The 17,836-nt window shown below is 66.7% G+C and carries 15 protein-coding genes and 1 pseudogene; 13 read left to right on the top strand and 3 right to left on the bottom strand.

Features of this window, described 5'->3' with window-relative positions:
* Positions 1-5: 5 nt before the first annotated feature.
* From NOG11_RS15235 to NOG11_RS14050, 3 genes and pseudogenes are all read right to left on the bottom strand, one after another.
* Positions 6-764: pseudogene (locus NOG11_RS15235) on the bottom strand (ArdC family protein); the annotation flags it as partial.
* A 353-nt stretch (positions 765-1,117) separates the two neighbouring features.
* Positions 1,118-1,768, bottom strand: coding sequence for a transposase family protein (locus NOG11_RS14055; RefSeq protein ID WP_256620429.1), 651 nt, complete (start codon positions 1,766-1,768; stop codon positions 1,118-1,120).
* A 132-nt stretch (positions 1,769-1,900) separates the two neighbouring features.
* The gene (locus tag NOG11_RS14050) at positions 1,901-2,542 is read right to left on the bottom strand and encodes a DsbA family protein (protein WP_256620427.1); all 642 of its coding nucleotides are present in this window, start codon (positions 2,540-2,542) and stop codon (positions 1,901-1,903) included.
* An 89-nt stretch (positions 2,543-2,631) separates the two neighbouring features.
* Between NOG11_RS14050 and NOG11_RS14045 the strand changes: the two genes are divergently transcribed.
* From NOG11_RS14045 to NOG11_RS13985, 13 genes are read left to right on the top strand one after another with little or no spacing between them, the layout of a single operon-like run.
* A complete protein-coding gene (locus NOG11_RS14045; protein WP_256620426.1) occupies positions 2,632-4,341 on the top strand; it encodes a GspE/PulE family protein in 1,710 nt (569 codons plus the stop codon).
* 2 nt (positions 4,342-4,343) lie between these two features.
* Entirely contained in the window at positions 4,344-5,558 is a 1,215-nt protein-coding gene (locus NOG11_RS14040; protein WP_256620425.1) for a type II secretion system F family protein, read from the top strand.
* Positions 5,555-6,004 (top strand): type II secretion system major pseudopilin GspG, encoded by a 450-nt coding sequence (gene gspG / locus NOG11_RS14035; protein ID WP_256620424.1) that lies wholly within the window; start codon positions 5,555-5,557, stop codon positions 6,002-6,004. Before NOG11_RS14040 ends, gspG begins: the two co-directional genes overlap by 4 nt.
* Positions 5,943-6,419 (top strand): GspH/FimT family pseudopilin, encoded by a 477-nt coding sequence (locus NOG11_RS14030; RefSeq protein WP_370468301.1) that lies wholly within the window; start codon positions 5,943-5,945, stop codon positions 6,417-6,419. Before gspG ends, NOG11_RS14030 begins: the two co-directional genes overlap by 62 nt.
* Complete coding sequence (locus NOG11_RS14025) at positions 6,416-6,778, top strand: PulJ/GspJ family protein (protein ID WP_256620422.1); 363 nt, start codon at positions 6,416-6,418, stop codon at positions 6,776-6,778. Before NOG11_RS14030 ends, NOG11_RS14025 begins: the two co-directional genes overlap by 4 nt.
* A complete protein-coding gene (locus NOG11_RS14020) occupies positions 6,771-7,415 on the top strand; it encodes a PulJ/GspJ family protein (RefSeq protein ID WP_256620421.1) in 645 nt (214 codons plus the stop codon). The genes NOG11_RS14025 and NOG11_RS14020 overlap by 8 nt, the downstream gene beginning before the upstream one ends.
* The gene (locus NOG11_RS14015; RefSeq protein WP_256620420.1) at positions 7,412-8,362 is read left to right on the top strand and encodes a type II secretion system protein GspK; all 951 of its coding nucleotides are present in this window, start codon (positions 7,412-7,414) and stop codon (positions 8,360-8,362) included. Before NOG11_RS14020 ends, NOG11_RS14015 begins: the two co-directional genes overlap by 4 nt.
* Before the next feature lie 10 nt (positions 8,363-8,372).
* Complete coding sequence (locus NOG11_RS14010; RefSeq protein WP_256620419.1) at positions 8,373-9,296, top strand: PilN domain-containing protein; 924 nt, start codon at positions 8,373-8,375, stop codon at positions 9,294-9,296.
* Positions 9,293-9,856, top strand: a complete 564-nt coding sequence (locus tag NOG11_RS14005) for a GspMb/PilO family protein (RefSeq protein WP_256620418.1) — start codon at positions 9,293-9,295, stop codon at positions 9,854-9,856. Before NOG11_RS14010 ends, NOG11_RS14005 begins: the two co-directional genes overlap by 4 nt.
* Positions 9,857-9,858: 2 nt before the next feature.
* Positions 9,859-10,491 (top strand): hypothetical protein, encoded by a 633-nt coding sequence (locus tag NOG11_RS14000; protein ID WP_256620417.1) that lies wholly within the window; start codon positions 9,859-9,861, stop codon positions 10,489-10,491.
* A 50-nt stretch (positions 10,492-10,541) separates the two neighbouring features.
* Complete coding sequence (gene gspD / locus NOG11_RS13995) at positions 10,542-12,662, top strand: type II secretion system secretin GspD (RefSeq protein WP_256620416.1); 2,121 nt, start codon at positions 10,542-10,544, stop codon at positions 12,660-12,662.
* Between the two features lie 40 nt (positions 12,663-12,702).
* Positions 12,703-15,747, top strand: coding sequence for an FG-GAP-like repeat-containing protein (locus NOG11_RS13990; RefSeq protein WP_256620415.1), 3,045 nt, complete (start codon positions 12,703-12,705; stop codon positions 15,745-15,747).
* Positions 15,744-17,768: a multiheme c-type cytochrome gene (locus tag NOG11_RS13985; protein ID WP_256620414.1), complete on the top strand. Its 2,025-nt coding sequence runs from the start codon at positions 15,744-15,746 to the stop codon at positions 17,766-17,768. Before NOG11_RS13990 ends, NOG11_RS13985 begins: the two co-directional genes overlap by 4 nt.
* The last annotated feature ends 68 nt before the right edge of the window (positions 17,769-17,836 follow it).

The raw sequence follows: 17,836 nt of genomic DNA, 5'->3' as shown, positions 1-17,836 counted from the left end.
GCGAGAAGGCGCCGCACCAGTTCCTCGCGGGCATAGTCCGTGGTACCGAACGAGGTGGTGAGGTTGCGGTCCAGCCGCGAGGCATGGCCGGTCCAATGGCCTAGCTCGTGAAAGCAGGTGCGGTAGTAGTTGTTCTGTTCCCGGAAGGCCGGTTGCGGCGGGACCTGAATGAAGTCCGGGCCGGGAGCGTAGTAGGCCCGCCCGCCGCCGATGCGGAAGTCTGCGCCGGTTGCTTTGATCAATGCCTCGGCCCGGGGGATCGCCTGCCGCTCGGGCAGGGGCGCACCGCCCGTCAGAAGATCGTCCGGCAAGCCGTCGCACTGGCTCACATGAAACACGGTGTAACGCTTCAAGAAAGCCACCTCCCGCGCGGCCTCGCCGCTCTCGCGGGCTTTCTCTTTCTCGCTTTCCGGCGTGAAGCGGTCGGCGTAGACCACGGTGCTCCCGCGTTCGCCCTTCCTGACGGCCCCGCCAAGGGCCAACGCCTGCTTGAAGGTGAGGAAGTCGAGGGAAGGGAACCCCCGCTCGAAGGTCGCGCCCCACATGAGCAGGATGTTCATCCCCGAATAGCTTTTGGCGGTCGAAGCGTTTCGGGGAAGCCCCACGCTCGGGCCTGCAGCCTTGCCGTCCCAAGGCTGCACCCAAGGGAAAGTGCCCGCTTCCAGCTGGCCAATAATCCGGTCGGTGACCTCCTGATAAAGGTCCCGCCGCTTTGCGCCTCGGGCCTTTCCGTTAGCGCCTTTCTTCGGGGTTCTCTGACCCATGCTCTCTCTCCTCTCCGCTCGCATCCTTTCCCCCGCGAGGCGGGGGACCGGTAAGCGCCGGAAACCGGAGGCGAGGAGACGGTCAGCAAGTCAGACGAAAAGAAACGTAGACTGACAGAAACGACGGACCTGTTTCGTAGGAGAACTCATACCACCAACATGCCCTAGTCCCGAAACAGGTTGCGGACCGACCGCCTCCGGTAGCCGGATCGAGCGTCCGGCCCCCCGACCTCGTCAGGGAAAGGCGTCAACAAAGTCGCGCCGCCGCGCGGCGCGTCCCCTGCCGGGCAGCGCCCGGCGACATCCGTAGTCTAGACGCCTACTGCAGACACGAGCTGACGTTGACCGCTATGCTAGGACTGGAGGAACAAGCCTCTTGTCAGGCCAAGGCATCTATACATCAGGCTGGCAGGTGAGGGCATCGCAAACTGGCCGTCCTCATTCTTGATAACATCGATGACAGTGTTCCTCTCAACATTCAGCATGATGGTCCCATAGGAATGCTGCTTCTTCCACGCCCAGTCGTCGATGCCGACGACACGAGGTGGCGGACCTTCCTTCTTCTCCTCGGTCTCGCGAGACAGGTGCCTGACGACCGTGTCGTCGTTGATCGAGAGCCCGAGGCGCTCGAAGAAGCATTCCGCTAGGAGGCCGCTCAGAGCTCGTCCCATGTGCAAGACGATGTCGTTGAAGCGGAGGGTGCGTCGGCTGTAGCGCTGGAAGACGGTCACATCCGCCTGGGTGAACGTGCGGCGACTGCATTGCTCGTTCGCGCAGCTCCAACGACGCAGAGCCACGCGATGCCTTACAGCCCTCCCAGCAATCGGTAGATCCTGAAGGGTCCGCCGATGCCAGCCATAGGAGCGCACCGAGCAGCTGCCACAAGCCGGACACGACCCCTCCTTGCGCCGATCCTCAAGCTCGACCTCGTAGCCGTCTTCCACCAGCTCTATCGCCGTCACGGCGAAGGCCTTTCCTGGCGAGAACGTAGCAGCACCGACCATCTCCCGACGCTACTACCCAACACCTAACGTCCCCACAAAACGCAACAGACTTCGAGGAAAAGCCTTCATTCAGGCAACGCGACAGGAGCACATGTTCGGCATTGATCTTGGCGGCGCGCAGCCGCTCAGGGACTAGCGCGAGGTCGCTTCGGCGCGGTCGAGGGCCGCGCTCATCACATCCGGACGGATGGCGCCGCGATAGACGCTGCCTGCGATGACATAGGCGGGGGTGCCGTCGATGCTGAGAAGCTCGGCCAGGGTGGCGACCTCCTCCAGATAACCCGCAATGGCCTCGTCCGTGCGGGCCTTCTCAATGGCTTCGGCGGAGAGCCCGGCTTGAGTGGCCGCCTCCACGATCAGCTCCTCGGTGAACGGGCCGCGCCGGCGCATCAGGTGGTCGTGGTACTTGCTGAAATCGCCCTCGGCCTGGGCGGCGACGGCCATGGTCGCGGCTAGTTTCGAGAGCTTCGGGCCCGACACCGGATCGAGGATGGGCAGCGGCTTGTAGACCACGCGAATGCGCTCGTCCTTCTCGACCAGTTCCGCCACGCGCTCATAGTTCATGCGGCAGAAGCCGCAGCGATAGTCGAAGAACTCGACGATGACGCGCTCGGAGCCCTGCTTGCCGATCTCGGGCGCCCGCTCGTCGCCGGTGATGTAGTCGGCATAGGTCTGAAGCGCGGCGGCACGCCTCATGGCTTCCTGGCTCTGCGCTGCGGCCCCATCCGTCAGCGCCGCAGTCAGCACCAACGCGGCGAGAAGCGTCTTCTTCATCTGCACTGCCCCCTCCGGCAACCTTCTTGGGTTTCCTCCTTTCTGGTCTGTCAGAAATCGTGGTAGGCTTCAATATTGGAAGGTGGGCCATGGCAGATGGGGCGTTTGCCGGCGAGGGTGCCGGAGGCGAGACGAGTGAGCTGATCAGGGTGCTGGAGGCCACGGGTGCGCTCAGCACCCACGAGCTGCAGCGCATCGAGACGGCATCCAAGCAGACCGGGCAGGATCCCGCCGCGGTCATTCTGAAGCTCGGCCTCCTCAGCGACGACGCCATGGCCAGGCATCTCTCTCAAGGTCTCGGGCTTCCCCTCCTGGGGGCGGCGGACATGCCTGATGGCGACCCGCTTGACGGCCGGGTGCCGATGACCTTTCTCGAAGACGCCATGGTGGTCCCCATCAAGAGGACCGAGACCTCCCTGCAGCTCGCCATGGTGGACCCGACGGACCGGTTTACCGTGGAGGCCATGGAGGCCGCCTCGGGCCTGAAGATCGACATAGCCGTTATCGCGCATGGCGACGCCGAGGCGGCGCTCGATCTTCTCAAGCGCGGTGCGCAGCCGGAGGGTGAGGAGGATGTCTCCGCTGCCCTTCTGAGCGGCACCGACGATGAGGTGGCCAGACGGCTGATCGACACCAGCCGGGAAGTACCGGTCATCCGTACCGTGAACACGATCCTCTCGCGCGCCGTGACCCTTTCGGCCTCGGACATTCATCTTGAACCCTATGAGCAGGGGCTCGTCGTCCGCTACCGCATCGACGGGGTGCTCTACGACCAGCAGACGCTGCCACTCTCCATGGGCGCGCCGGTGGTATCGCGGCTCAAGCTCGTGGCGGATCTCGACATCGCCGAGCGGCGCATGGCCCAGGACGGCCGGATCAGGACGGTCATCACCGGCCGCGATCTCGATCTGCGCGTGGCAACGCTGCCCACCCTGCACGGCGAGGCCATGACCATCCGCCTCCTGCGCCAGGACGAGGGGCCGGTGGGGCTCTCCGAACTCGGCATGTCGGAGGTGACCAAGGCCAGGCTCCGTGACGTGCTGAGGACGAGGCACGGCATCTTCCTCTCCACCGGCGCCACGGGCTCGGGCAAGACCACGACCCTCTACGCCCTCCTGCGCGAGACGGACTCGATCAACGAGAAGGTGGTCACCGTCGAGGACCCTATCGAGTACCAGCTCGACCGCATCGCCCAGGTGCAGGTGAAGCCCGAGATCGGCCTGGACTTCGCCCGCGTGCTGCGCGCCATCGTCCGTCAGGACCCGGACGTCATCATGATCGGCGAGACACGGGACATCGAGACGGCAACGATTGCCGTCCAGGCCGCGCTGACCGGCCACCTCGTCTACTCCACGCTGCACACGAACGATGCGGCGAGCGCGGTTACGCGGCTGACCGATATGGGGGTGGACGACTATCTTCTGGCCTCCACCCTCAACGGTGTGGTGGGGCAGCGTCTGGTGCGCCGCCTCTGCGAGCACTGCCGCGAGCCCTATGAACCGTCCAAGGCCGTGCGCGACCGCTTTGGCCTCGAGAAAGGCGGAAGGCCCCTTTACCGAGCGGTCGGCTGCAAGCACTGCCAGAACCGGGGCTATCAGGGGCGCACCGGCATCTTCGAGCTGCTGGTGGTGGACGACGCGCTGCGCAACCTCATGCTCAGCCGGACCGATGCGACGGCCCTGGCTGCAGCAGCCAAGAAAAGCGGTATGCGGACGCTTCAGGAAGAGGGCGTGGACAAGGCCCTGATGGGCATCACCTCGCTCGAGGAAGTGGTGCGGGTGACGAGGGTGCACGGCTAGGCATGCCTGAGTTCGCCTACAAGGCCGTGACAAGAAGCGGCGAACCCGTGGCGGGCACGGTGGCTGCGCGCGACCGCGACCACGCCTTCTCGCTAGTGGTGGAGAAAGGCGAGCTGCCCACCACCATTGGCTCGGCTACCGCGCCGAAGAGCCCGCGCGCAGGCGGCTCCAGGTTCAAACTGCAGCGGACCAGCCTGACCGACGACCGGGCTCAGTTCACCGGGCAGCTCGCGGCGCTGATCGGGGCGGGCGTCCCGCTCAGCAAGGCGTTGCCCCTGGCAAGGCGCATGACCAGCCATCCTGCGCTCAGTGCCGCTCTCGAGGAGAGCGAAGCGGGGCTCGAAGGCGGCCAGGCGCTCTCTGCGGCGCTGTCAAGGCACGAGGCGCTCTTCTCGCCGCTCTATATCGGGCTGGTGCGCTCGGGAGAGAGTTCCGGACAGCTCGCCGAGGTCCTGACGGAGCTTGGCCGCTACCTGGTACGGATGAACCAGATCGCCAGATCCGCGGTGACAGCGCTCATCTACCCGATCATCCTGGTGATCGTCACGGTGCTGGCGGTGGTAGGGCTGCTTCTCTTTGTACTGCCGGAGTTCGAGGCGCTGCTGGAGGGGGTGCCGGACCTGGCGTGGCATACGGATTTTCTCTTCTCCCTCTCCAGAGGACTGCGCGAGCACGGCATCATCGTGCTGATCGCTGCGGCAGCGCTGGCCGGTCTCGTCGGCCTGCTATGGCGAAGCGATTGGGCCAGGGGTGTTAGGCGCGATCTCACCTACCGGCTGCCGATCGCGGGGAACCTGGCGCACCTTCTGGCCCTGTCGCGGTTCTCCTTCACCCTCTCTCTTTGCGCCAAGGGCGGGCTGCCGCTTCTCTCCTCAGTGGCTCTTTCCCGTGATGTCGCGGGCGGTCCCTACGCCCCGGCCCTCGACCGGATCGCCGGTGAGTTGAAAGGCGGAAGCAGCCTCTCCTCTGCCATCCGCGAGGAGCCTGTCTTCCCGGAGCGGATCGCGCAGACGGTCGAGGTGGGCGAGGCGCTGGGTCAGCTCGGCGACATCTTCGCCTATATGTCCGAACGCTACGAGGCGGAGTTCGACGAGGCGCTGAAGCGGGTGCTGGCACTCCTCGAACCTTGCCTGATCCTCATCCTCGGCGTTATGGTCGGCGGCGTCGTGGGCTCGGTCCTGGTAGCGGTGTTCGCGGCGCAGTCGGGGGTTCTATGACGTATCAAGACGAACGGTCACGCAGGCAGGGCGGCTTCACGCTGGTGGAGCTTCTTGTGGTGCTGGTCATCCTGGCGCTGCTTGCCAGCCTGATCGCACCAAGGGTTACGGGCTATCTCGGCAAGGCCCGCTCGGGCACCGCCCGCACCCAGATCGAGCAGCTCTCGACCGCGCTCGAACTCTACAACGTGGATATGGGCCGCTACCCCACCGAGCAGGAGGGGCTGGAGGCGCTGGTGAAGGCCCCGGCAGGGGGCGCCCAGGGCTGGGACGGGCCTTACCTCGGCAAGGCGGAGCTGCCCCTGGACCCCTGGAAGCGAGAGTACCGCTACCGCACCAGCTCGACCGGCATTCCGTACGACATCTACACCCTCGGCTCGGACGATGCCGAGGGCGGGGAAGGCGACGCGGCCGATGTGCGCTACTCGACCCTTCGCACGGAATAGGAAGCAGAAAGGCTTGACGCTTTTCGAGCTGGTCGCGGTGCTGGCGGTGCTGGCTCTCGGCGCCATGCTGATCACCTCGAGGCCCTCCGCCGGCGCGGTGTCCCAGCGGACGGCCGTTCTCGAGATGGCGGCCGCTTTGAGAGAGGCCCGCGCCCAAGCCCTGCGCAGCGGAGCACCTGCGGAAGTGCTGGTGGATGTCGAGGCAGCTTTCGTCGTGAAGGCGGACGGGACGACGTTCTCGCTACCCGCAAGCGCCGGTCTGATCGTTACCGGAGCATCCATGCAGGATGACGGCCTTGTCTCCTTACGCTTCCTCCCCTCCGGCATGGCGACGGGGGGCTCGGTGGTGATCGGCAGAAGGGCTGTGCTGGTGGACTGGCTCACCGGACGGGTCACCATCGGTGAGGCCGCATGAGAGCGCCCCAGCGAGGCTTCACGCTGATCGAAGCGGTGGTCGCGCTGGCGATCCTCACCGCTGGGCTGACGGCAGCGCTGCAGCTGACAGGCTCGGGGCTGCGGGCGGCGGAGCGGTCGCGTCTCGCAGCTGAGCGCAGCGCCGAGGCGGCGCTTCTTCTAAGCTGGTACGATGTTGTCCGTACGCCGATGAATGGAACCTTGAAGGACGGTATCCCCTACCGGGTGGATGTGTTCGAGGCCTCCTACGGAGAGGACGGGGCCGTGCTGCCAACGGGCCTCTTGCGGGTGGAGGTCTATTTCGGCGACGCCCCGGGACCTGCGCTGGTGTCCTATAGAGCAGGGCAGACAGGTGGCTGACGCTCGCGGCCTGACACTGGTCGAGATGCTGGTCTCCCTAGTGCTGGTGAGCATGATCGCCGTACTGATCACCGCGCAGCTGCGGCTGCAGGCAAGGGCGCTTTCGGGAGCAGCGCTGGCAGGAGAGCGGCTAGACGTGGCCATGGTGGCAGGCACGATCCCCGGCCGCCTCCTGTCCTCCGCCGTTCCGCTGACGGTAAAGGAGGGCGGCAGGGAGACCGTGGTCTTCGAGGGCTCCGCCGACAGGGTCACTTTTGCGACTATCGCGTACGCCCCCCCGATCGACGGTGCCCTGACCGTCTACGAGCTGAGCATTGCCGAGGGGGAGGGAGGGGACACGCTGCAGATCGCGAGATCTAGCCTCACCTCCTATCTCGAGACGGGGGACGCGGAGGCCGAGGGGGTCTACTCGCAGGTGGCGCCGCTGCCCGACGGGATGCGCTTCGCCTTCATGGCGCCCGGCGGCGAGATCACCGACCGGTGGGAGGGTGAAGTGACCCTCCCGCGCGGAGTGCTGCTCTGCAGCGATTGCGAAGGGGGGGAGGTCCCGATGCTGAGCGCCGTCATGCCGCCGCGCGAGCCGCTCTGCCTGAACCTCGAAGACGGCACACGCTGCGTCCTGGAGCGTTTCCAGTGAAAGATCGGAATCAGCGCGGCGCGGCGCTCGTCATGGTGCTGCTGGCCCTGGCGGTGGTGAGTCTTCTGGCCGTGGCCGTGGCCCGCCAGGGGCGCAGCGCCGCGCAGAGCGCGAGCGCCGTCCTCGACCGGGCGCGTACGGAGCAGGGCGCCAGGAGCGCTGCCGAGATCGGCATCGCCGCAGTGCTGGCAGGGCGGAGGGAGGAGGAGTTCCTGGTCACCACGCTCGGCGACCTCACCCTTCTCACCGTGATCGAGCCCGAAGCCGCAGACCGCCTCGATCTCAACGAGGCGGAGGCGGCGCCGCTACGGGAATTACTGACGGGGCTTGAACGGCAGGACGGGGCTGCGCTCGCCGCTCGTATTATGGACTGGCGAGACGCTGACGACCGGACCCGCCCCGGCGGGGCGGAAAGCGCCGAGTACGAACGGCTTGGCCTGGCGCCCCCGAGAAACGGCGTCTTCCTCAGCCTGTTCGATCTCGATGCGGTGGCAGGGCTCGATGCCGAGACTGCCGGGCGGCTGCGCTCCGAAGTGACGGTCTGGGGGGGAGGAGCGGGGGCGGCAGCACCTTCAGGCCCAGGCAGCGAGACGGAACAAGCGCCTCCCGAAAGCCCACGGGCAGCAGCGGCCAGCTCCGCCCGCGCGAGGGCGTTCACGAGGGCGGAGCAAGAAGCCGAGGAGCTGCAGCAAGCCCCTGAAAGCCCTGGCGCTTCGGACGTTGAAGCCTGGCGGATCATCGGCGCTGCCTATCGCGACGGGGAGCGGCGGGGAGCGCTTTTGGTTACCATTTCCTTGCGTGATAGTGACACCGAAGCGGGACAAGGTTACGTTGTTCTCGATTGGGGTTCACTGGGCAATGGCTACCGGCTTGACGAATGGGAGCAGTCTGCTGGCCTCGCAGCCGGTGCTGCGGGCTCGGGACGGGCTGCGCTGGTGGACCGATGAGCTGACCGGCATGCTCCCGCGGCGCCTGAGGTCGGCGATCGGCGGCAGCAAAGAGGTCATGACCGTCCGTATGGAGAACGGTGGTTTGGTGGCCGAGAACGGTTCCGCGGACACGATCGGCGACCATGACGGACCTCTGCAGCTCGACCTCGGCGTTCGCCCTCTCCTCTCAAGGCAAACCAGCTACCCGGTAGCGGTTGAGGCCAATCTCGCACAGATCGTCAGTCACGACACGGAGAAGCTTTTTCCCTTCAGCCGGGGGGAGGTTCTGACCGGCCACCGGGTGCTTGGGCGCAGTGGCGGGCAGTTGGCGGTCGAGCTGGTGGTGCTGCCTTACGCTGGCGTGAGGGACGAGCTGGCGATCGCCGATACGGCGCTCGGGGAGCACAGCTTCGATGTCACGGCGCAGCTTCCAGGCGGTAGCTCGGTGCTGCTGCGCCGCCCCGACGAGCGGATGCAGGTCAATGCCCCGGGCAAGCCCAGGGCCTCGCTCACCGGCCGCGGGCTTGTTGCGGCTTTCCTGGCTGGCCTTCTCTTCTACGGCCTGTTTCTTGTGTGGAGCCGGACCACCGCCGATGCTGCCCTGGAGAACGCCAGCGCGGCTGCTAGGCGGGTTCTGCCCTCGGCTGCGAATCGCGCGGAGGAGGGGCGACTGCGCGGCGCCGCTCTGACCGCCAGAGAGGGCACGAGTATCCTCACGGTACTGAGTACCGTCACTAATGCGGTTCCCGATGGAAGCCATCTCACTGGCTTCACGATGGACGGCACGGAGCTCAGCGTACGCGGCCTCTCCAACGATGCCGCTCCCCTCCTCGCGGCCATTGAGGGGCAGGCGCTCCTCTCGGCGGCGCAGTTCGCCGAGCCGGTCCGGCGGCGCCCGGGCGAGGACAAGGAGAGCTTCGAGATCACCGCCCAGGTGAGGAAGCGCCCATGAGCGCGCGGCTGATCCCAGGAAGCCTGCCTTCTAAGGCTGCGGCCCTGGCTGTCCTCCTCTTGCTGGTGTTCCTCCTCTGGAGTCTGCTGGTCGGTCCGCTTTTCTCTTTCGCAGCCGAGTATCGCTCTGAGACCGACCGGCGCGCGGAGCTCGCCCACCAGCTGACCGAGGCGGCGGAGAGGGCGGCGCGGCTGAGCTCGGGGGAGGGCAGCGAAGGCTCGGAACCTTTCACGACGGAAGGTCCTGCGCCCGTGGTGGCCGCCGCGCTCCAGTCCGAGCTCCGCACAATCCTCGGCTCCCAGGCGACCGAGCTGCAGTCCTTTGCCTTCCTAGGTTCGGAGACGGAGGCTTCCGGGCTTGAGCGGCTCGACATGGAGGTGGTGTTCGAGGCCGATTACGAGCGCACCGTCCTCATCCTGCGCAGCATCGAGGGGCCAGCCCTCGGGCTGACCGTGCGCAGCATCGACCTCACCGCTCGTTCCGGCTCGGACCAGGGGGCGCTGCGGGTAGCAGCGGTGCTCGCCGCCTTCAGGAGCGCCGATGAGAGGGGCGGGGCCTAGCCGTGAAGCGTCAGAACCTCCTTCTCCTCCTGGCCGGGGTGCTCGGCATGGTGTTTGCAGCGGACCGCCTCGTGTTGAACCAAACCGACAGCGCTGCGCCGCAGGGCGCCCAGCTGCTTCTGAGGGAGCTTCTCTCCGCCTTACGCCCTCCTTCGGGTGCGGCAGGGGAAGCTGGCCTGGAGGCGGAAGGAGATGTCGAAACCATCCTGGCCCGGCCGCTGTTCAGCGCGAGCCGAAGGCCCGCTCCCTTCATCCGTACCCGTAGCGCGGCACCGGCCCCCGTCAGGGAACGCCGCCGACCCGTGGCGGAGGACTATGCTCTTCTCGCCACCGTCATCAGGGAGGGGCAGGACCCCGTCGCTGTCCTCAGCAGCGTCTCCGGGGGGGAGACGAGAAGGCTGAGCGTCGGCGAGGAGATCGGAAGCTGGACCGTCTCCGAGATCGCCGCCTCTTCGGTCCGGTTCAGCGCCGGCGGAGAGGTCAGTGCGCTGAGCCTCGATACCTATGGACGCGGCGGCGAAGGCCGCTTTGGCAGCGGGGGCCGCGTGACGCCAGGCTCTCTCAACCCCGCGACGAGAACCAACACAGCGGCGCAGCCCCCCGGGCTCGTACAGCCGCAACGACGAGACAACTGACCCCGCGGGCAGGGGCGTAAGGGTAGGCGATCATGGGCAGAGGATCGATCATGAGGAATGCTGCAGCCTTGCTGCTGCTCGCGGCGGCGGGCTGTGCGGCTCGGCCGGATGCGCCCGTGGGCCTTGAGCTTCCTCGCGGCGCGGAAGATGACAGCCTGGCTGCAAGGGCCGCCTCCCAGGTCGCCCTCAACAGACAGGGCACCGACGATCTTCGTGAGACTTTGGATGGCGAGCGCGTGCTCGAAGGCACTGGCGTTTTCGTCGGCGCACCCGGACGAATTCAGCCTGCACGCCAGTTTGCCGATGGCAGCGTCATGCTCAACTTCGTCGAGGCGGACATCAAGGAGGTGGTGCAGATCGTCCTCGGCGATACGCTGGGCATCAACTACCTGCTCGACCCGCGCGTCCAGGGCGAGGTGACCCTTCGTTCCGCCGAATCGCTGAGCGGGGACCGGCTCTTAAGTGTGCTGGAAGCTGCCCTCCGTACGGTGAACGCCGCCCTGATCGACGATGACGGGACCTACCGCATCATCCCGCTCTCCGAGGCGCCGAGGGGCGGTTTAGGATCGGGCGTGGTGCTTCCGGGCAGCCTCAACCAGGCGGGCTATGCGCTCTCCGTGGTGCCGCTCCGCTATGTGTCGGCCCAGCAGATGACCGAGCTGATCGGCCCGATCGTCGGCGCCGACGCCCAGGTGCAGGCCGATGCGGCCCGCAACATCCTTCTTGTCTCCGCACCCGGAGAACAGACCCAGTCGATCACCGACGCGGTGACCATGTTCGATGTGGACTTCCTCCGTGGGCTGTCCCTTGGGCTGTTCCCGCTCAAGGAGGTCAGCGCGGAGGTTATGGCCACCGAGCTACAGTCCATCCTGGAGGCACAGACCGGCGAGGCGCTCACCGGCGTGCTCAGCCTCACCCCCATCGAGCGGCTCAACGCCGTGCTGGTGTCGACCAAGCAGCCCGCCTATCTCAGCCGTATCCGTACCCTGCTCGGTGAGCTCGACCGGGCCACGGGCGAGGGGCTGAGCCTTTATGTCTACCCCGTGCAGAACGGCTCGGCGGCGGATCTGGCGGGTCTCCTCAATGAGATGTTCACCGGCCAGACGCGGTCCACCACCCTGGGCGGCACGGCGCCGGGGGTGCGCTCGGCTACGCTTTCCCGGCAGGCGGTTCCCAGCTTGGAAAGCCCTGGGGGTCAGGCCAGGCCCGCGCCCGCGGCGAGGAGCCTTCTCTCCGCGCCCCAGGGCGGTGTGGCGGCAGGCCTCGACGTCCGCGTCATCGCCGACGAGACAAACAACGCGCTGGTCATCCTTGCCAATGCCCGCGACTACCGCATCGTGGAGCGTGCGCTGAACAAGCTCGACATCACGCCGCTTCAGATCCTGATCGAGGCCACCATCGCCGAGGTCACGCTGAACGACCGCATCCGCTACGGCGTGCAGTTCCTTCTGCAGGACACGTTCGGCGGCTCGATCGACAGCGCCGCCGGCGTGCTGACCAGGGGCGGGGATTTTTCCATCGCGCCGCAGCTTCCAGGCTTTGCCGGCATTCTGAACGCCAGCGGCGGGGACGTGACCGCGATCCTCTCCGCCCTCGAGGCGCTCACTGAGGTGAACGTCATCTCCACACCCCAGCTCCTCGTGCGCGACAACCAGACGGCGGAGCTTCAGGTCGGCGACGAGGTGCCGGTGGTGACAGAGCGACTGCAGACCGCAGGGGGAGGGGGGCTGGACCCGCTCTTCGGCACCTCGATCGAGTTCATCGACACCGGCGTCCTCCTCAATGTCACCCCCCGGATCACCTCGGGCGGGCTCATCAGCCTAGACATCGAGCAGGAGGTCAGCTCGGTCTCGAACTCGGTGGATACGGGCATTCTCACGCCGACCATCTCCACCAGGCGGATCGCCAGCTCGATCTCGGTGAGCAACCGCGAGACGGTGGTTCTCGGCGGGCTGATCTCTGAGACCAACAACCGTTCCTCCAGCGGCATCCCCTATCTCGGCCGCGTGCCGGGGCTCGGATGGCTTTTCTCCGCCAAGGACAACTCCCGCGACCGCACCGAGCTGGTGGTCCTGATCAGACCCACCATCGTCGGCAACAAGGCGGAGCTGCGCGAAGTCAGCCGCGAGCTGCTTGACCGCCTCGAAGGCGTGTGGGAGGTTTTGGAGTAGGGCACAGTGGGCGGGGTGAGTCCGCCGAGATGGGTGGCAGGTGCAGCGAGCTCAGCTCCTAGCCGGGGCAGTGGCGGCGGTTCTCACCGCAGTCGCCTTCCTGCCTGCCATGCGGCAGACCCCCGAGACTCAGGCCGAAACACCAAAACGCGAGGAGGTCCAAACCTCCCAGGCCGCACCGAGCGAGCCGCTCTTCAGGGACCGGAGCGAAGAGGTAGGTCTCGTCTGGAGCCACTCCCAGGGCGGTGAGCACCTCGAAGGCCTCGATGAGAGTTTCGGCAGCGGTCTCTGTGTCTTCGATGCGAATGCGGACGGCTTTCTCGATGTGTTCCTCGTTGGGGGCTCTGGCCAGAACCGGTTCCACCAGGAGCGGGAGTGGTGGTCCGTCAGCGGCGGCAGCGCCCTGTTCCTGAACGATGGCGGCAGGGGCTTCCTGAGCGCCACGGAGCTTTTGCCGGACGAGCCGGACCTCTGGGGCATCTCCTGCGCGGCGGCCGATCTCGACGGCGACGGCGATGAGGATATTCTGGTCGGAGCCCTCGGCCCGGACCGCCTCTATGAGAATGTCGGCGGCCGGTTCGAGGCCCGCGAGGTGCCCTGGGGCGGCAGCGGCTGGACCAACGGCTTCGTCATTGCCGACTTCGATGGTGATGGCAGGCAAGATGTCTACGAGCTCGGCTACGTCACCTATCTGAAAGGCGGCAGGGTCTTCGAAGGCAGGGCATCCTTCGCCGGACAGGAGGCGGCCCGGTTCGACCCCTCGCTTTTCGACAGCCAGGGCAACCGGCTTCACCTGGGACGCGGCGGCCTTGCGTATGAGACGGTGCAGTCGGAGGCGCTGGCGGATCTTTCTGGCCGGGCCATGTTCGCGGTTTTCGCCGATCTCTCAGGGGACGGCGCATCCGACCTCCTCATCGCCAACGGTCCGGGTTCACCCGATGCGGAGCTTCTGGGGCTTGGTCAGACAGAGTTTGAGCGTCGGCCAGGGGCCATGGGCATGTCGAGGCTCGAGGGCTCAGCCGGTGCTGCCCTCGCCGATCTCGATGGCGACGGAGCGGACGAGCTCATCATGGGCGGCGCGGCAAGCGCAGGGGCCCGCATCTTCTCCCGGCGGGGCGAGGAGGGTGCGTTCACCGACAGCTCCGACGCCTACGGTATCCGGTTCGCCGACCTGGCGGGCCTGGCGACGCAGTCCGTTCTGGCGGGGGACATCGACCTTGACGGCGCGGCGGACATCATCCTCCTCAACGGCCTAATGACCCCTGATCCCCATGCCGACCGAACCAGCCAGGGCCAGCCGGATCTTCTCCTCCGCTCGACTGGAAAGCGCCGCCTCGAATTGGCGGACGAGCCCGATCTCATGCGAGCTCTATCGAGCCGCGGCGGCGCTCTGTTCGATGCCGACCATGACGGCGATCTCGATCTCATCGTGACCGAGAACAACGGCGCGGTGCGCTACTACCGCAACGGGCTGGAGAAGGACCGCTGGTTGGGGATCGAGAACCGAACCGGCGAGAACATCACCCTCCTCACCTCCCGCGGCGAGCGGGCTGTCTCCTTCCCCCTGGCGCAAACATTTCTCGGCTCCCAGCCCCGCCAGACCATCTTGACGCTGGAGACGGGAGAGGAAGTCCAGGCGCTGATCGTCGGCGGAGAGGAGCTGCCCCTGGACGCGGTGAACCGGCATGTGGTGGTCAAGCGGGACGGTCTTGAGCTGAGGCCCTGGCGGCTCGAGGAAGAGCCGCAAGCCAACACCTACCGCGCACGGATCGCTGCCGCGCTTGCCGATCCGGAGGCTGCGGTAAGGGCTGAGGCCATCTCGGCACTGACGGAACACCGGGTGCCACAGGCGGTAGGCGCCGCGCTCGATGGGCTCAGGGACGACGACCTCGCCGTCAGGCGAGCCGCGGTGGAGAGCCTTACAAGGCTCGAGCTCGACCGTGCGGTTCCGGACCTTCTCGTCCTGCTGGACGCCGGCAGTCTCTCGGATCGCTGCGCGGTCGCCGATGCCTTCTCAGCCTTCTACCGGGAGGAGGAGGCGGTGTTTCTGAAGAAGGGGCTCGGGCTATCTGGCCTCATCCGGGCACTGAATGACGGCAGGGGAGGCGAGGCCTGCATAGCGAAGGCCCTGGCCGAGGCCGAGCAGACCGAAGCGGTCGAGCCCCTGGTCGAAGCTTACGAGCGGTCCCGAGCCGTCTTTACCAGAACAGCGATTCTCCAGGCGTTGGGGGCGATCAGAGACCCGCAGGCCCTGCCGTTCCTCGTTTCGGTGGGCACCGACCCGGCGGTCTCCGCTACGCTGAGGGCGCAGGCGATGGCGTCCCTCTCCCAGATCTACGGCCCCGATCTCGGCCGCGCGCTCGTGCCGTTCAGACGGGTTCTCGAAGACGATCCGGAGGGTCTCCTCGCCATCATCGGCCTCATCGCAGCGGATGATGAGATGACGGTCCGGGTACGCCCGGAACTGATCGTCTCCCTGGCCCGCGACTTGGAAGCGGCGCTGCCCGAGCGTCAGCAGCAGATCGCCGATACGGCGAGAGCCTGGCGCCGCGATCAGGCATCCGCGCTTGCACGGGGAGACGGCCAAGAAGGCTTCGGCGCGAGCCAGTCCAAGCTCGAAGCCTTGGCTCTCTCCAGCCGCGTTCTTCGGGCCATGCCCGATCTCGTGACGGACGGCCTGGAGGCGGACGACCCGGCGATCTGTGAGGCCGCCATGCGGGTTCTGGTCGCTCGCGGCGAGCCTTGGGCCTATACGACGCTCCGCCGTGAGCTCTCTACCGAAGAGGATCCTCACCGGCGCGCCATGGCCAGGCGGGCCTTGGGCAGCAGGGGCGAGCTTCGCCACCAGCCGCTCCTTCTCAGGCTGGCGAGCCTGCGCCATGACGAGGCGGGCGACCTCGCCCTCGAACGCCTCGTGGCCCTTGGCGCTGACGATCAAGCGTCCCTCTCCTTCTTCGAGCGGGTATCAAACAACAGGGCCGAGCGGCCAGAAGCCAGGGCGCTCGCCATGCGCGGCCTACTCAACGCCGCTTGGCGGAGCGAGGCCGGGCGAGGCGAGAGCTCGGCAGCGGAGGGGAACGGATGAGCACACAGGGCCAGGGGCTGAGGGAGCTGCTCCGTGCGGAGATGAGCTGGCGCAATGCGGCGATGGGTCTTTTGACTGTCACGGCGGTGCTGGCGGTTCTGAAAGCGGTGCTGCCCGTCTCGGCGGAGGCGATGGCTCTGCTGGGTCTTGGTCATTTGTTGACCGCTGCGCCCCTGGCCGTGTTCGGCTCTCTCTACACCTTCCACCATTTCCGCAGGACCGCCGGGATCAAGAGATGGGGCCTGTCGGCCTCGGGCATCGCATCGGCTCTCCTCCTTGGGCTCTTAATCAGTACCGGGATTGCCCTTGCGGTGCTCGGGCCTGCCACTAGCCGGGCCGGGATCGCCGCTGCCCATATGGTTATGGGGCTGAGCGTCGTCGGGCTCGTGGTGCTCCATGTGGTGCTGGCCGCTAGGCGAGAGGGAGCCGCGCCGCGCTTCGCCTCCTACCGCCGGGTAGGGCTCGCGGGGCTCCTGCTTGCCGCGGTTCTCGTGGGCGGGGGAAGTGTCCTGGACCTCACCGATCCGAGGAAATCACCCGCCGCCCCGCAGACTGCCGATTACGGGCAGAGCTACGGTCCTCATCCCTTCAAGCCTTCGCAGACCGAGACGAGCACGGGGGGCTTTGTGCATCCGGACTACATCGCCACCTCGGTGGAGTGCGGCGCCTGCCACCAGGCGATCTTCGAGCAGTGGCGAGAGAGCATGCACGGGCAGGCGGCGGCCGACCCCACCTATGTCAAGAACATCACCTTCCTGGTAGAGAACAAGGGGATGGAGGCGGCCCGCTACTGCGAAGGCTGCCACGCTCCCGTTGCCCTTCTGACCGGCGAGCTGTCCGAGGGCGGCGATCATGGCGGCACGGCAGGAACCCCTGCCTTTCACGAGGGGGTGGGGTGCCTCTCCTGTCACGGTACGAAGGACATGGTGCACCTCAAGGGCGTCGGCTCCTACATGCTCGACGCCGATGACGGCATGGCGCCGCTGCCTGTCCCAGGCGGCAAGACGATCCGTAGAGCGATGATTCTGGCCGATATCGAGAGCCACAAGGAGGCGATGAACCAGCCGGTGCTTAGCTCTCCAGCCCTTTGCGCAGGATGCCACGAGCAGTTCATGGACCGCGACATGAACGATTGGGGCTGGGTCAAGATGCAGGCGGACTACTCGTCCTGGCTGGAGAGCCCGTTCTCCGGCCAGCACGACCACCGCTTCGCCGTCGATCAGGCCATGCCCTGCCAGAGCTGTCACATGCCGCTGGTCCGCGCGGAGGACCCCTCCGCCAACGCCGACGGCATGGTGATGTCCCACCGCTTCCCCGGCGCCAACACCGCGATCCCCCATGTCCTCGGCTTCGAGGAGCAGGAGCGGATCGTCCGCGAGTTTCTTCAGGCCGGACGCATGCGGGTCTCGATCGACCCCGTGGAGCAGCGCAGCGCCGCCGAGGAGACGACCTTTGTCGATCCCAGGCTGCGACGCGGCTCGGACGCACCAGCCCTCGTCTACAATGGAGAGAAGGTCGAGCTGCAGATCTCCGTCGCCAATATCGGGGTTGGGCACGCCTTTCCCGGCGGCACCACCGATCTCAACGAAGCCTGGCTGGCGGTCACCGTTCGCGATGGCTCGGGCAGGCTGGTCGCCGAGACGGGAGCGATCGACGGCGAAGGCTATGTCGATGAGGAGGCCACCTTCTACAAGTCGGTCCCCATCGACCGAGAGGGTAGGGAAGTCTGGCGCCACGACCTCTTCAACATGGTCGGCGAGGCCTACCGCCGGACGATCCCCGCGGGCGGGGCGGATGTGGTGAGCTTCGCTTTCGACGTGCCTCACTGGGCCAAGGGGCCGCTCACGGTGACCGCGTCGCTGAACTACCGTAAGCTGAACAAACGCTACTCGAGTTGGTCGCTGGGCAGCGAGGTCGCCCTCCCGGTGACCGAGGTAGCGCGGGACGTACAAACGCTCAGCGTCAAGAGCCGTCCAGCGGTCTTCGCCGGCGGTAACCAAGATAAAGAGGCGCTTGACTGAGCCTGAGGTATTTGAGAAATGACGGTAACGGGGAAGTGACCGTAAAGGTCCGTGCCCTGGGGGTGGGG

The organism is Parvularcula maris (assembly GCF_024505085.1).
GTDB classification, from domain to species: domain Bacteria; phylum Pseudomonadota; class Alphaproteobacteria; order Caulobacterales; family Parvularculaceae; genus Parvularcula; species Parvularcula maris.
This window is presented reverse-complemented; position numbering and strand designations above follow the sequence as displayed.

Excerpts from the sequence above, each read along its gene's own strand:
- NOG11_RS14005 (WP_256620418.1), top strand. The coding sequence starts at position 9,293 with ATGAGCGCGCGGCTGATCCCAGGAAGCCTGCCTTCTAAGGCTGCGGCC.
- NOG11_RS14040 (WP_256620425.1), top strand. The coding sequence starts at position 4,344 with ATGCCTGAGTTCGCCTACAAGGCCGTGACAAGAAGCGGCGAACCCGTG.
- NOG11_RS14025 (WP_256620422.1), top strand. The coding sequence starts at position 6,416 with ATGAGAGCGCCCCAGCGAGGCTTCACGCTGATCGAAGCGGTGGTCGCG.
- NOG11_RS14030 (WP_370468301.1), top strand. The coding sequence starts at position 5,943 with ATGCCGAGGGCGGGGAAGGCGACGCGGCCGATGTGCGCTACTCGACCC.
- gspG (WP_256620424.1), top strand. The coding sequence starts at position 5,555 with ATGACGTATCAAGACGAACGGTCACGCAGGCAGGGCGGCTTCACGCTG.
- gspD (WP_256620416.1), top strand. The coding sequence starts at position 10,542 with ATGAGGAATGCTGCAGCCTTGCTGCTGCTCGCGGCGGCGGGCTGTGCG.
- NOG11_RS14050 (WP_256620427.1), bottom strand. The coding sequence starts at position 2,542 with ATGAAGAAGACGCTTCTCGCCGCGTTGGTGCTGACTGCGGCGCTGACG.
- NOG11_RS13985 (WP_256620414.1), top strand. The coding sequence starts at position 15,744 with ATGAGCACACAGGGCCAGGGGCTGAGGGAGCTGCTCCGTGCGGAGATG.
- NOG11_RS14055 (WP_256620429.1), bottom strand. The coding sequence starts at position 1,768 with ATGGTCGGTGCTGCTACGTTCTCGCCAGGAAAGGCCTTCGCCGTGACG.
- NOG11_RS14010 (WP_256620419.1), top strand. The coding sequence starts at position 8,373 with ATGCTCCCGCGGCGCCTGAGGTCGGCGATCGGCGGCAGCAAAGAGGTC.
- NOG11_RS14045 (WP_256620426.1), top strand. The coding sequence starts at position 2,632 with ATGGCAGATGGGGCGTTTGCCGGCGAGGGTGCCGGAGGCGAGACGAGT.